This is a genomic window from Pseudoalteromonas sp. XMcav11-Q, from assembly GCF_040104525.1.
Classification (GTDB): Bacteria; Pseudomonadota; Gammaproteobacteria; order Enterobacterales; family Alteromonadaceae; genus Pseudoalteromonas.
This window is the reverse complement of the sequence record NZ_JBECOX010000015.1, coordinates 46,651-59,991: the sequence shown is the minus strand read 5'-3', so window position 1 is coordinate 59,991 and position 13,341 is coordinate 46,651. Positions and strand designations below refer to the sequence as shown.

Genomic DNA, 13,341 nt, shown 5'->3' with positions numbered 1-13,341 from the left:
CATGAGGCTGAAACCCTTATTCAGCATTCTTGTGTTAAGCAATCAACAGCCTTAATGAAAAGGCCATAAGCAACACAGCAAGTGCCTTTTCAACCAAGTTCATCTTGTTCAAGAACCAAGCGCGAGAAGATGGAGCTGAGAATAATAAGCTGACACAGATAAACCATAAAGCGTTAACACTGCACATCCAAGCGCCGTAAAAAAGTTGAATATGTAACGGAGTTCCTTGGCTGACGACATTGGTTACCACGGCTAAGAAAAACAGGGTTGCTTTTGGGTTGGTTGCATTAGTTAAAAAACCAAGACTAAAGGCTTTTTTGAGCGACTGTGAGCTTACATCAGCTTGGGCATTTTCTGTATCCAGTTGAATCGTTCCTGCACTTTTGAGCAGTTGAATAGCGATGTAGATAAGATACGTAGCGCCGATTAATTTAGCTACTTGTAAAACCCAAGGTGAGGCCTGCATCAGTGCGCCGACACCAAGTAAGGTATATAAGATATGAACACTAAGCCCAGCGCCAATCCCCAAGGCTGTCATTGCGCCATGTAGTCTGCCGTATTTTAAGCTCTGTCTGACTGTAATAACAAAGTCGGGGCCCGGCAAGATCACTGCAACAAAATGAATGATGGCTAATGACAAAAACTCTGGCCAATACTGCACCATAATAAGCTCCCAATATAATATTGAATAATTGAGAACATTGTATTTTCATTCTCCTGAGAAGATAATAATCTAAAAATAGAAATAACTTTTGCGTAGAGCGCACAAATGGGAGAGCTATGGCGACCAGTAAACATATTGAACTACTGCAAGAAATGTCGATTTTTGTTTCGGTAGTGAATACTGGAAGTTTTTCTGAAAGCGCTCGGCAATTAGGTGTCTCGCCGTCATCAGTGAGTCGTGCCATAAAACAACTTGAGCAGCAATTGGGGGTGTGTTTACTTCAGCGTACCACCCGCAGCTTAAGATTGAGCGAAACAGGACGAGCTGTGTATGAGCGCTGTACTCAGTTGGAACAAGCCGCCAAAGACGTCATCTCGCTTTGTGAAAGCCATCATCAAACGGCACAAGGAACAGTTAAAATTGCAGCGCCAAAAGCGGTCGCACATACACTAATTCATCCAAGTGTAATGGCGTTTCTAGGCGAATTTCCAAACATTGATGTTCATTTGGTGTTGGATGACAACGCACTGGACCTGATCCGAGATGAAATAGACATTCTATTTAAAATTACTAACGAACCACCGCAGGGTTTAATAGGCAGAAGCGTAATGACGATAGAACATATAGTAGCGGCATCACCAAAATATCTTGCAACACACTCAATTCCTACTCACCCTAAAGAACTAATACAACACAGCTGCATTGCTTTGGGGGAAACGGATGCCGATGCTAAGTGGCGATTCAGAAAAGGCACACAAAAACACACAACCCCAGTTAACGGGCGCTATAAGGCAAATCACACTAGAGTAAGGTTAGATGCTGCGCTGCAAGGGCTTGGGATCACAAGCTTACCTATGTTTGTAGCTAAAGATGCGTTAGCGTCAGGGGAGTTGATACAGGTATTACCAGAATGGCAATTTGAAACGAATTATTCTGGCGAGCTGTGGATGCTATACCCAGCTACTCGCCATATTCCCGCAAAAGTAAGTGTTTTTGCTGACTTTATTGTACAAAGACTTACCAGGGGTTGTTGAGTTTTACTGTATACTAAAACCCGCTCGTAATAATTACAGCGAAAAGCGATAACTTAATGTTGCACTCGCTTGATATTGGCTCATTACCTCACTGTCGAAGTGCCAGCTACAGGTATTTTTGGTGTCTGGGTCGACATCACAACTGACTTTAGAGTTGTTGTTAAGGATAGTTGCAATCCATCGTGCTTCAGCACCGAGATGAAAACCTGCACCAAGGTTGTATTCAAAACCCGTGTATAACCCTGATGCAAAAAAAGTGTCAGAGTCGATAAAGTTTGGATCCATGAAGGTAGCACCAATTTGTAAACCTAGATAAACATCTAAATCATCATTGATAGGGCGTAGTACTGCAGTTTGAAATAGTAGGTATTCCATTTCCACTTTATTTAGAGGGTATGCGGTAAGCTGAGTCTCGGTTTTACTGTAGTAGAAACCATAACGGCCTTCAGGCACATATTTGTCTACGCTCACTCCAAAATGCGAATCGTCTTCTAATTCATAATTTTGGTGGCGAGAAGTTTCGATATCACTGCTATAAGTTTTGCCACCATATATAGAGATACCAAAGTCTCCGAAATCTGTAGCACTGACGTTGCAAGATGCTGCCAAAGCTAAAATAGTTGCTACTGTAACTAATTTCATATAGTTCATTTCCTTGAGTTGGAGGAGTTTTTTTAGATTTGGGCGCTAGTATATCAATGATGAAAAAAAATAATAACGAGGTTGGGTGATTTACTTGCATTTCTTTGGTTAGGTTTTTATTATTAATCTGATTTTTGATTTGGAAAAGTACCTTGCGAGTATTCTTACGTTTACTTATCACATTGCTCGTGGTGGCTACACTCAGTGGTCAAAACGCGGCTGCCTCCAGGGCAGCATGTGAAATGCATGGTACTGCAAGTCATAAAACATCTCATCAAATGCTTCAAAGTGACGTGCAATTGGCTGATCCTCATCACCATGAAATGATGATTGAAATGGATTGCTGTGACCCTCAGAACACAGCACAATGCAGTGATTGCACTTGCCCTACACATATGTGCTCTACAAATCTTGCAGCGTTTTCGCCAAGAGAGTGGATAGCGCCTATTGTACTGAAAAACGATAAATTAAGTTTCACAACTGGTCAGCTTAGCGACTATCCTCGCTCTCTTTATAAACCCCCAATACTTGCCTAACCTCAGGGCAGATCTGCCTTAATTTCAAAGTTTTGTACGATTAATCGTCTTTTTTGGCGTAATTTTCAACGAATTGATTGATACCAGTTGCAGTAACGCAATAGGTATTACATGCGAGGTTAGCATGAAAAAGTTTTATTTAGTGATGACGCTATGGCTTATGAGCGCCATGGCATATGGTAAATCTAATATAGAATTGGAAGTCTTTAAGTCCCCAACCTGCGGCTGTTGTGAACTGTGGTTAAACCATTTAACTGCACAAGGTATCGCGCACAAAGCCACCGATTTAAATTATCTTGGCTCACTTAAGAGTAAGTTTGGTATTAAGCAAAATTATCAATCTTGCCACACTGGGGTTTCTAAAAGTGGCTTTATTTTTGAAGGGCATGTTCCTGCCAAGTTTATTAAACTGTTTTTGCAAAACGAAACGTTAACTCAAGACATACAAAACATCGGCTTGAGTGTGCCTGCGATGCCACTTGGCTCGCCCGGTATGGAAGTTGGCGAGCGTTTTATGCCTTATCAAGTATTGCTACTCAAAAAAGATGGGAGCTATGAGATTTTTGCTAAAATCGACAGCTATGAGGAGCAATTCTAATGACAATCAAAGTTTCCCTGTTTATTGCAACTCTGATACTGCCACAGATAGCACAGGCCAATATTGCAACGTTAGAGCAAGCGATAGATGCAGCCATCAGCAACGATCCTTGGCTTCAATCTAGCCAATACAAGCGATCTGCGATGCAGTCGATGAGCCGAGAAGCACTAAGCTATCCTGATCCTCAGGTGTCCATAGGCATGATGAACCTGCCTGTTGATAGTTGGGAGTTTAATCAAGAGGGGATGACCCAGCTTAAAGTTGGTGTGATGCAGATGTTGCCGCGAGGAGATAGCCTCGAAATTAAGAGCCAACAATTGGCACTTGACGCTAAAAAGCAACCGATTTTACAAGCGGATAGAAAAGCGCAAGTGCGCCGCGATGTTTCTCAGGTGTGGCTTGATATTGTACAAGCCAAAAAGACGTTAGAATTGATTGAACGCGATAGTGTGTTGTTTGACCAAATGGTAGAAATTGCCAATGCTAGCTACTCCAATGCGCTTGGTGCTACACGCCAGCAAGATGTGATCCGTGCTCAGCTTGAGGTGATGCAATTAGATGACAAGCGTTCCGCGGCTTATCAGCAGCTTAACACTGCTAAGGCAAAGCTTTCGCAATGGCTGTTAAATGATGCATTCACTAATTCAAATGCGCTGAGTGTCCTTGACCAAAACGAAGTGACACTGCCGTTGATCCGCTCAATTGCGCCAAAATTGATGCAGCAACGCCCAGTTGATAGCCAAGCTGTAGTACAACATTTGACTCATCACCCGTTGGTTGTTGCAGCCGACGTTGATACATTCCGTGCTAATCAAGGGGTAAAGTTAGCTGAGCAGGCATATAAACCACAGTTTTCAGTCAATGCGAGTTACGCGTATCGGGATGATGCACCAGATCAGATGTCTCGCACCGACTTTTTTAGCGTTGGTGTGTCATTCGACGTTCCGTTATTCACAGATGGAAAACAAGATCAGCAAAAAGTGGCAGCGACTGCACAAGTTGAGGCGAGTAAAACCGACCGGTTGCTGGTGCTAAAGCAGCTGTTTTCAAACTTAAATGGAGAAATTCAAACTATCCAACGATTGCAAGAGAGGCAATCGCTATACGCAAAATCAATTGTGGCACAAAGCGCTGAACAGGCCGAAGCTGCGTTGACTGCTTATACCAATGATGATGGCGACTTTTCCGAGGTAGTGAGGGCGCGTATCGCGAAACTGAATGCGCAGTTATCAGCACTTTCCATTGATATTGCATTGTTAAAAGCGGTGGTACGCAGTAACTACTATTTGGCTCAAATTGAAGAGGATGCAAGCCATGAATAACAACTTAAAAATGACGCTGGTTGCCGTCACGACATTAACGGCAGGCGTGCTAGTTGGGATAAATCTCTCTTCAAGTAACGAGTCTGCGGTAGCGCAAAACACTGAAAAAGCGCCGCTTTATTGGGTTGCGCCTATGGATCCGAACTATCGTCGTGATAAGCCAGGTAAGTCTCCGATGGGAATGGATCTCGTACCTGTGTACGAAGAAGAGTCTGCGAATGCAAAATTTGGTGAGGGGGTTGTGGAGATAGCGCCTCACGTTGAAAACAACTTGGGCGTTCGTACTGCGGTGGCCATGCGTCAAGCGATGTCTCACCAAATCCGTACGGTTGGGTATGTTCAGTACAACGAAGATAGCTTAGTTCACATTCATCCTCGAGTTGAGGGCTGGGTTGAAAAGCTCTACGTGAAAGCAGCAGGAGACCCGGTGAAGCAAGGCGAACCTCTGTACACCTTGTACTCGCCGCAACTGGTCAATGCGCAAGAAGAATATCTTATTGCTAGAAAGCGTAATAATCAGGCGCTGATAAACGCAGCGCATGAAAGGCTCAAGGCATTGCACCTGAGTGATGACTTTATCAATACGCTTAAAAAAACGGGTGAAGTGCATCAAAGCATTACCTTTTATGCGCGTCAATCTGGGGTGTTGGATGGACTCCAGATCCGAGAAGGGTTTTACGTAAAACCAGGCACAACGCTCATGAGTATCGCCAAACTAGACGAGATTTGGGTCGAAGCTGATGTATTTGAACGTGATGCTATGTTGGTCGCTCAGGGGCAAGCGGTTTCCATGAGGTTAGACTTTTTACCCGGCAGAACGTGGCGAGGACAAGTCGATTACGTCTACCCCTCACTCAATGAAAAAACACGGACACTTAGAGTAAGGCTCAGATTTGACAACAGTGATGCGCTATTAAAGCCAAATATGTTTGCGCAAGTGAACATTCATGCCGATTCTCGTGACGATGTATTGCAAGTGCCGAGTGAAGCTGTGATCCGCACTGCCAAACAAAATCGTGTTGTCGTTGAAGTTGCACCCGGTAGCTTTAAATCGGTTGCCGTTGAACTGGGTCAAATTGGTGATGAAAACATTGAAATCCTCAAAGGCCTTAACGAAGGAGACAAGATTGTTACGTCAGCCCAATTCCTGATTGATTCTCAATCGAGCATTACTTCTGATTTTATGCGTATGGCGCCAGTTGCTGAGACTAAGTCAGTTTGGATTGAAGGAGAAATTCAAAGCGTGAACTACCAAAGTCGAGTAGTGAATATCGATCATCAACCCGTACCCGAGTGGGAATGGCCTGAAATGGTGATGGATTTTACCGTGGCTGAAAGTGTCGATGTTGACGAATTAAACGCTGGACAGACTTTGCATTTTGAAGTCACGAAACAGGATGACGGTAGCGTATTACTGACAGGCATTCACATTATGTCCGAAGGAAATACGACCGAAAATACCTTACCAACAGCAACCGTGGGTGGTGTGATAAACACCATCACCCCTGACACCCGAGTGCTTAATATTTCTCGCGATGCCATTGAAAAATGGGACCGTCCCGCAACAACGATGGACTTTGTTGCAGCTGAGCACATTGATTTAAGCCAGCTTATGACAGGAATGAAGGTGACTTTCACCTTTGAAGTGGGTGACGAATTTGTGGTGACTGATATCAAACCTGCAGGCGAGATGTCGATGAATATGCACTCTGGCCACTAAGGAGCATTTACAATGATCCAAGCAATAATTCACTGGTCAGTATACAACCGCTTTTTTGTGGTACTGCTGACACTTATGCTGGTGGGGGCTGGGCTATTTACTCTTAAAAACACGCCTGTCGATGCCATTCCAGATTTGTCTGATGTACAAGTTATTGTCAAAACACCTTATCCTGGACAGGCACCACAAGTGGTGCAAGATCAGGTGACATTTCCGCTGACCACCGCCATGCTCTCTGTGCCGGGCGCAAAAACCGTACGTGGTTATTCCTTCTTTGGGGATTCCTATGTTTACGTTATTTTTGACGATAAAACGGATCTTTACTGGGCGCGCAGTCGTGTTCTTGAATACCTAAGTCAAGTCGCACCACAATTACCCGATGCGGCTAAGCCGCAGTTGGGCCCAGATGCCACTGGGGTGGGTTGGGTATATCTTTATGCATTAGTTGATAAAACCGGTAAACACGATATTAGCCAACTACGCAGCCTACAAGATTGGTTTTTAAAGTTTGAGTTGCAATCGGTTGCTGGCGTGTCAGAAGTAGCGCCGATTGGCGGTATGGTGAAACAGTATCAAGTACAGGTTGATCCCAACAAATTGCGCGCTTACGGTATTCTGCTTACGCATGTACAGCAGGCGCTGCAACGCGGTAACCAAGAATCGGGCGCTTCTGTGATTGAGATGGCTGAAGCCGAATATATGGTGACAAGTACGGGATATATTCAAAGCGTTAAAGATATTGAAGCTATCCCACTTGGGCAAGCTGTCAAAGGCACGCCATTAACGATAGCTGATGTTGCGTCTGTCAATATTGGACCGCAAATGCGTCGTGGCATTGCCGAGCTTAACGGTGAAGGAGAAGTTGTCGGCGGTGTTGTAGTCATGCGCTTTGGAGAAAACGCGCAAAAGACCATAGATGGGGTAAAGCAAAAACTTGCTGAGCTACAACAAGGCTTACCTGAAGGGGTGGAAGTGGTGACGGTTTACGATCGCTCCGAGCTTATCACCAAAGCCATTGATAATCTTTGGTCTAAGTTACTTGAAGAGCTGGTGGTGGTGGCCTTAGTGTGTGTGGTGTTCTTATTTCATATTCGCTCTTCCGTGGTTGCGGTGATCACTTTGCCACTTGGCATTCTGGTGGCTTTTATCGTGATGTATTTTCAAGGGGTGAACGCAAATATCATGTCCCTTGGTGGTATAGCCATTGCTATCGGGGCGATGACCGACGGTGCAATCGTGATGATTGAAAACATGCACAAACACATGGAAAAAACGCCACTCAATGATGAAAACCGCTGGGAAATCGTCGCGAAGTCGGCTTCTGAAGTAGGCCCTGCGCTGTTCTTTAGTTTGCTGATTATTACCGTAAGCTTCTTACCTGTGTTTATTCTTGAGGCGCAAGAAGGGCGTATGTTTGCCCCTCTGGCATACACTAAAACGTATGCGATGGCCGCATCGGCAGGGCTTGCCATTACGCTTATTCCTGTGCTGATGGGATACTTTATTCGCGGTAAAGTTGTGCCCGAGCATAAAAATCCAATCAATCGAATGTTGGTTGGCGCGTATATGCCCTTGTTGAAACAAGTTTTACGCTTTCCTAAGCTGACGTTGTTGGCTGCTGCTGCTATTACTGTCGTTGGCTTTTATCCAATGGATAAAATCGGCAGTGAGTTTATTCCGCCTTTGGATGAAGGGGATTTAATGTATATGCCGACTACATATCCAAGTATTTCGATTGGTAAAGCCAGAGAAATCTTGCAGCAAACCGACAAGTTGATAGCGACGGTGCCTGAGGTAAAAAATGTCTTTGGTAAAATCGGTCGCGCGGAAACCGCAACCGATCCTGCCCCGTTGACGATGATCGAGACCTTTATTCAATTAAAACCTAAAGATCAGTGGCGTGCGGGAATGACCACTGAAAAGCTCAAAGCAGAGCTCGATAAGCTTGTGCAGTTTCCGGGCTTGACCAATGCTTGGGTGATGCCCATCAAAACGCGTATTGATATGCTCGCGACGGGGATTAAAACGCCTGTCGGGATTAAAGTCGCGGGTCCAGATTTAGATACTATCCAAAAGATTGGTCAAGATCTTGAACGTATTTTGAGTCAGGTAGAGGGTACAGCTTCGGTCTATTCAGAGCGGGTAGCTGGGGGGCGTTATATCAAGGTCGATATTCAACGTGATAAAGCCGCGCGATTTGGGCTCAATATTGCTGATGTACAGCAAGTGGTCGCAACTGCAATTGGTGGAATGGACGTCACGCAAACCATTGAAGGACAAGAGCGCTATCCGGTTAGTTTGCGCTACCCGCAAGACTTACGCGATTCTCCAGAAGCACTGCGGAAGCTTCCTATAGTCACCGCCGAGGGATTAAATATTGCCCTAGGTGATGTGGCAACTATCTATATTGAAAATGGGCCACCGGGCATTAAAAGCGAGAACGCTCGCATTAATGGTTGGACGTTTATTGATTTAGATGGTGTCGATGTTGGCAGCTATGTGGCAGCCGCTAAACAAGTACTGAGCGAGCAGTTGGAGTTACCTGCAGGTTATTCCATCAGTTGGGCTGGTCAATACGAATATATGGAGCGTGCTAAAGCTAAATTGACTTATGTGGTGCCGCTCACGCTTGGGATCATTATCGTTTTACTCTATTTGAACTTTAGAAGCTTTAGCGAAGTGGCAATTATCATGGCGACGTTACCTATGGCGATGATTGGTGGACTGTGGCTGCTATACCTTGAGGGGTTTAACTTTTCGGTCGCAGTTGGCGTTGGTTTTATAGCGCTTGCTGGTGTTGCCGTTGAAATAGGCGTTATCATGCTCGTGTATCTCAACCAAGCCATCAGCGAGCTTAAGGAGAAACAACCGATCATAACCCTTGAAGCCATTAATAATGCCATTTTAGAAGGTGCGGGCAAACGCATTCGTCCAGTCATGATGACGGTGGCAACAATTATTATCGGGTTATTGCCAATCCTTTACGGTTCGGGCACAGGTTCTGAGGTAATGAGCCGCATCGCCGCGCCTATGGTAGGCGGCATGGCAAGCGCACTATTACTTACCTTAGTGGTGTTACCTGTAGTGTATATGTTGATGATCCGTTGGCGTGAGAAAGTTAATAATTAACCTGAGGTTTGGATAAGGAATGAACTAACTAATTGTTTTTAAACACACATTAAATTATCCCCTTATCTAGCCAGAGAGTTTTAGGGATAACTAGACGAATTTACGTACCAATAGCTGGCTATTGGAAGTGAATTCAACGCAGTTAGCGCTAAAATTGACTGCTAGAAAGGCATTAATTATCCGAAGCTCAGGTTAATTAATCAATAGCGGAAAAAGTTTGCCTCAAGCGCAGTAATATTAAGCGCTTGAACGGCAAACTTTGGTTTGGTAGAACCCGATTACATCGAAAAAGTGGTTAAAAGATTCTTAGGAGCCTAACTAATCCGAGAGCAGGTTAACAACGCTCCCTTGGCGCACTTATTGCTGTACTAGAATAGCCAATGCACCAAGGAGCGAGTATGTACATTCAAAATTCACCCTATTCACAAATGTATAGTTCGAATGATTTTTATAGTCGTAAGAACAATAATGTTGTGAGTGATCAAGATATTTCTAATTCGGCTGCAAAAAACTCGGAAACACCTTCGTTTATGGAAGCAGCAAAGGCCGTTCAAGAAAAAGCGCCGAACAACACAAAATCGACTTACCTTACCAAGCATTTTGAGCAAGCTGAAAAGCTAGCCCATGAATCTTTGGTAAGTTCAAGTCACAAAATAGGCAGCCGTGAATATAACATCGAGATGTATCGTGAAATGATGACGAACATTGTAGAGATGCCGATTGAAGTAGAAATTGCACCAGAAGAGATGAATCAAGCGCTGTTATTTAATCATCTGGGATTAGACTTTAAAGAGTATAAAACCGTTTCAGTGCGTTCAGAGTTGTTAACTATGCTTGAGCAAAAAGTTGAGCAGGACAGTACGCTAATTAGATCAGATAAAGCAAAACTAACCGCAATTATTACCGATACGCAAGATAGGCTAGAAGCTGCGCAAGCCGCGTTACTTGAAGGTGAAGACATTACCCAGCGACTGCAAGATAGCAAAAAGGCTATCTATCATTCTTACGAACAGCTTAAACTTGGTAAGGTGAGTCAGCGAGACCTGATTTCGACTTTGTAGTTATTCTTGACCAAGGATGCTTTAACAAAGTGAAGAAAATGCATTTTGTAGTCTGAAATGATTGAGGCTTATGTTTTATTCTAAAAAGTACAATTTTTTGTTCTGCCACATTAGCCGCACTGGCGGTACGTCGTTATGTAGTGTCCTCAGGCAAACGGCGCCAGACCTAAGGATGATATGCAGCCAGCATGCATCGCTTCTAGAGGCTAGAGCGGCATTGCCGGAAGCGTTTGAGAGTACGTTTAAATTTGCTTTTGTACGTAACCCATGGGAAAGACTCGTTTCTTGGTATTCACTATTAGAGAAAGGTAAAAGTCTACACTCAGAAGCGGTATCTGAGAAACGTCATTATGATGAGAAAGAGAGGTTTGAACTATTTGTACAAGAGATGGTTGCAGAGCAGCACGCCGGAATAGCGTGGAGTCAATGGTCCCAGTTATCTGACCATTTGGGAAATTCACTCGTTAATGAAATTTGCCGCTTTGAAAACTATCAAAAAGACAGTAAGCGAATTTTAAGGAAGTTGGGGAGCAAAGATTATTATTTACCTTATTATAATCAAGCATCAAGTAGGCACTACCGTCATTACTACTCTGATTTAGCGTTAAAATTGGCCGAGGAGCTTTTCCTAGATGATATTTATCAATTTGGGTATAAATTTTGATAGTAGTCAGCCTTGTGAAAAACGGTAACTATCAAAACAAGAAGGAAGTTGGAATAAATATTTGTATAAATCATAACTTGTAACAATAATGTGTTAATTGTTACTTAAAAGAGCTTTTGAGTGTTTATATGGATATCACTGAGTTAGATGAAAAGGCATTTGTTGACGTATTTAACCTGCCAGAAAAAATCACCATAAAGACTGCCAGTACCGCAGATATAGAGGAAATGGCGTTTGTGACCAAAGTGAGTTGGCAAGCGGCTTTCAGTGGCTTTTTACCAGAGCAAGTGCTAGCAGGGGGAACCGTCGAATTTTTCGCAACCATTTGGTCTGATATCATTAAGAATTCTGCAACCCAAACGGCTTTGCTTGTGACTGATGGCAGGAAAATATTAGGCTGCGGTGCTGCTGGGATTTATCGCCGAATGTATAACCCGGTTAGCCAAAAAGTATCGAGAACGAATGCTGGCGAGCTTTATCGTGGTTACATTTTACCAAGCCATCAGAACCGTGGATTAGGTCAAGCGCTGTTGAAGGCGCGTCTATTAAAGCTTTATGAGCAAGGTTGCCAAAGCGCGTATACCTGGATTTATGAGCAGAACAAACAAGCAAGACGCTTTTACGAAAAGCATGGGGCGGTAAACCTCGACCAAGCCCAAGGGATAACAATGAAACGATTTAGGTTTGAAGAAGTGTGCTATGGCATTGAAGTAAATCGTGTTTTTGATTTTAGCTAAGGTGAAGTGAGAGGAAATTTCAAACACCGTATGGTCAGAGGTAATTGTCATCGATAAGCGGTGACAATTACTTCATGCAGACTAACGTAGGTCGGCGGGTGTAGGATAGTCTGGGTGCTCAACAATTTTCGGTGCCCAAACTGCTGGGATCACGGCCTCTCGTTTCTGTTTGATACGCTCTACTAGTGTATTCAAATCATAATTGGGTTCACCATAAACGGCTAGCCAATTCTCAGGTACGTCTTCTGGGTCTGCAGCCTGAATAACGTGCGCCATCCACTGCTTTCTAAGCTCAGCCCATTCACTACTTTGATTCTCATTGACACCTGCAAGTGGCCGAAGCTCTACATATATTGTCCTTCTCGGACCTTCACTGCGTTTCGGCTCTGAGCCATGTAAAACCATCATGTCTTGAACTAAGATATCTCCGGCTTTAGCTGGTTGCTGTACAACCCCTGGAATGTTCCAGCCATATTCGCTCGAGAGAGAATAAATATCCAAAATTTGGTGTTGGGAATTTGGCAAATAGCGTAAGCACCCGTCATCTATATTCGCATCATCAAGATAGATACCGACATTTAAATATGCAAAATGACGAGAATGAGGAGCATCTTGATGCCAAGCTATGTGAGGGTGGGGATGTGGATATTTGCAGACTAAGTCACATTGCAATGGAACGCTGCCTACGCCACAAAGGTGTTCACTGATCGCTAACATTGCTGGTGTTGCGAGTAGTTCGATAATTAACTCGGGCGCTTCAAAAAGCAAATCATTATAACGAAAGAGTTTTGGCTCACCTGATTCATTTGATAAATGGTATTGAGTCGCGATTTTTCCATCTTGCTGTGCTTGTTTTGCTTTACTCTCGAGCGCATTAGATAGTCGCTTCAGTTTTTCCAGCAGTGTGTCGGGTAAAGTTTGTTCAAATAAAACGAAGCCGTTGTTTTTGTAAAAATCGAGTTTGCTTTTGCTCACAATCGTCATGCGTGTACTTCCTAGTTATTTTGTTGCTTGTCAGACTTAAGTGTTGTTTGTCGAGTATATTCACTCGCCTGCCAATAGAGTCTGTCTCAGCTACAGCACTGACTATAGTGTCGTAAAATGCCAGTTAGCGCAATTACGGTGGGTTACATTGTGGATTTTGCTTATATTAACTCAACTCGAATAAACAGAAACTTCCATTGGCACCGCTTTGCATCCTCAAGTACAATTAGCGTTTTCGATTGCAACACAC

General features: G+C 43.8%; 12 protein-coding genes. 9 read left to right on the top strand and 3 right to left on the bottom strand.

What is annotated here, in order from left to right:
• Window positions 1-34: 34 nt before the first annotated feature.
• Entirely contained in the window at window positions 35-664 is a 630-nt protein-coding gene (locus ABMY45_RS20060; protein WP_211865778.1) for a LysE family translocator, read from the bottom strand.
• Window positions 665-780: 116 nt separating this feature from the next.
• On the opposite strand from ABMY45_RS20060, the gene ABMY45_RS20055 reads away from it, so the two are divergent.
• Window positions 781-1,698 (top strand): LysR family transcriptional regulator, encoded by a 918-nt coding sequence (locus tag ABMY45_RS20055; protein WP_239422179.1) that lies wholly within the window; start codon window positions 781-783, stop codon window positions 1,696-1,698.
• A 33-nt stretch (window positions 1,699-1,731) separates the two neighbouring features.
• Here ABMY45_RS20055 and ABMY45_RS20050 read toward each other — a convergent pair whose 3' ends face one another.
• Window positions 1,732-2,340, bottom strand: a complete 609-nt coding sequence (locus ABMY45_RS20050; RefSeq protein ID WP_010605235.1) for an outer membrane beta-barrel protein — start codon at window positions 2,338-2,340, stop codon at window positions 1,732-1,734.
• Window positions 2,341-2,492: 152 nt separating this feature from the next.
• Here ABMY45_RS20050 and ABMY45_RS20045 point away from each other — a divergent pair, with 152 nt between their 5' ends.
• The 8 genes from ABMY45_RS20045 (at window position 2,493) to ABMY45_RS20010 (ending at window position 12,107) form a co-directional block, all read left to right on the top strand.
• Window positions 2,493-2,876 carry a hypothetical protein gene (locus ABMY45_RS20045; RefSeq protein ID WP_349289407.1) on the top strand — a complete coding sequence of 128 codons (384 nt, stop codon included), beginning with the start codon at window positions 2,493-2,495 and terminating at the stop codon, window positions 2,874-2,876.
• Window positions 2,877-3,000: 124 nt separating this feature from the next.
• Window positions 3,001-3,474, top strand: a complete 474-nt coding sequence (locus ABMY45_RS20040) for a DUF411 domain-containing protein (protein WP_227387849.1) — start codon at window positions 3,001-3,003, stop codon at window positions 3,472-3,474.
• Window positions 3,474-4,796 carry a TolC family protein gene (locus ABMY45_RS20035; RefSeq protein ID WP_349289406.1) on the top strand — a complete coding sequence of 441 codons (1,323 nt, stop codon included), beginning with the start codon at window positions 3,474-3,476 and terminating at the stop codon, window positions 4,794-4,796. The genes ABMY45_RS20040 and ABMY45_RS20035 overlap by 1 nt, the downstream gene beginning before the upstream one ends.
• On the top strand, window positions 4,789-6,516 hold the full coding sequence (locus tag ABMY45_RS20030; RefSeq protein WP_349289405.1) for an efflux RND transporter periplasmic adaptor subunit: 1,728 nt from the start codon (window positions 4,789-4,791) through the stop codon (window positions 6,514-6,516). Before ABMY45_RS20035 ends, ABMY45_RS20030 begins: the two co-directional genes overlap by 8 nt.
• 12 nt (window positions 6,517-6,528) lie before the next feature.
• The gene (locus ABMY45_RS20025; protein WP_349289404.1) at window positions 6,529-9,645 is read left to right on the top strand and encodes a CusA/CzcA family heavy metal efflux RND transporter; all 3,117 of its coding nucleotides are present in this window, start codon (window positions 6,529-6,531) and stop codon (window positions 9,643-9,645) included.
• Between the two features lie 398 nt (window positions 9,646-10,043).
• On the top strand, window positions 10,044-10,706 hold the full coding sequence (locus tag ABMY45_RS20020; protein ID WP_017216626.1) for a hypothetical protein: 663 nt from the start codon (window positions 10,044-10,046) through the stop codon (window positions 10,704-10,706).
• Between the two features lie 70 nt (window positions 10,707-10,776).
• Window positions 10,777-11,370, top strand: a complete 594-nt coding sequence (locus tag ABMY45_RS20015; RefSeq protein WP_349289403.1) for a sulfotransferase family 2 domain-containing protein — start codon at window positions 10,777-10,779, stop codon at window positions 11,368-11,370.
• Between the two features lie 128 nt (window positions 11,371-11,498).
• On the top strand, window positions 11,499-12,107 hold the full coding sequence (locus tag ABMY45_RS20010) for a GNAT family N-acetyltransferase (protein ID WP_349289402.1): 609 nt from the start codon (window positions 11,499-11,501) through the stop codon (window positions 12,105-12,107).
• Between the two features lie 81 nt (window positions 12,108-12,188).
• Here ABMY45_RS20010 and ABMY45_RS20005 read toward each other — a convergent pair whose 3' ends face one another.
• Window positions 12,189-13,091 (bottom strand): phytanoyl-CoA dioxygenase family protein, encoded by a 903-nt coding sequence (locus ABMY45_RS20005; protein WP_211865762.1) that lies wholly within the window; start codon window positions 13,089-13,091, stop codon window positions 12,189-12,191.
• Window positions 13,092-13,341 lie beyond the last annotated feature (250 nt).

Bases quoted from the DNA above. Each gene is read 5' to 3' on its own strand.
- ABMY45_RS20060 (WP_211865778.1), bottom strand. From the start codon at position 664: ATGGTGCAGTATTGGCCAGAGTTTTTGTCATTAGCCATCATTCATTTT.
- ABMY45_RS20055 (WP_239422179.1), top strand. From the start codon at position 781: ATGGCGACCAGTAAACATATTGAACTACTGCAAGAAATGTCGATTTTT.
- ABMY45_RS20050 (WP_010605235.1), bottom strand. From the start codon at position 2,340: ATGAAATTAGTTACAGTAGCAACTATTTTAGCTTTGGCAGCATCTTGC.
- ABMY45_RS20040 (WP_227387849.1), top strand. From the start codon at position 3,001: ATGAAAAAGTTTTATTTAGTGATGACGCTATGGCTTATGAGCGCCATG.
- ABMY45_RS20035 (WP_349289406.1), top strand. From the start codon at position 3,474: ATGACAATCAAAGTTTCCCTGTTTATTGCAACTCTGATACTGCCACAG.
- ABMY45_RS20030 (WP_349289405.1), top strand. From the start codon at position 4,789: ATGAATAACAACTTAAAAATGACGCTGGTTGCCGTCACGACATTAACG.
- ABMY45_RS20025 (WP_349289404.1), top strand. From the start codon at position 6,529: ATGATCCAAGCAATAATTCACTGGTCAGTATACAACCGCTTTTTTGTG.
- ABMY45_RS20020 (WP_017216626.1), top strand. From the start codon at position 10,044: ATGTACATTCAAAATTCACCCTATTCACAAATGTATAGTTCGAATGAT.
- ABMY45_RS20015 (WP_349289403.1), top strand. From the start codon at position 10,777: ATGTTTTATTCTAAAAAGTACAATTTTTTGTTCTGCCACATTAGCCGC.
- ABMY45_RS20010 (WP_349289402.1), top strand. From the start codon at position 11,499: ATGGATATCACTGAGTTAGATGAAAAGGCATTTGTTGACGTATTTAAC.
- ABMY45_RS20005 (WP_211865762.1), bottom strand. From the start codon at position 13,091: ATGACGATTGTGAGCAAAAGCAAACTCGATTTTTACAAAAACAACGGC.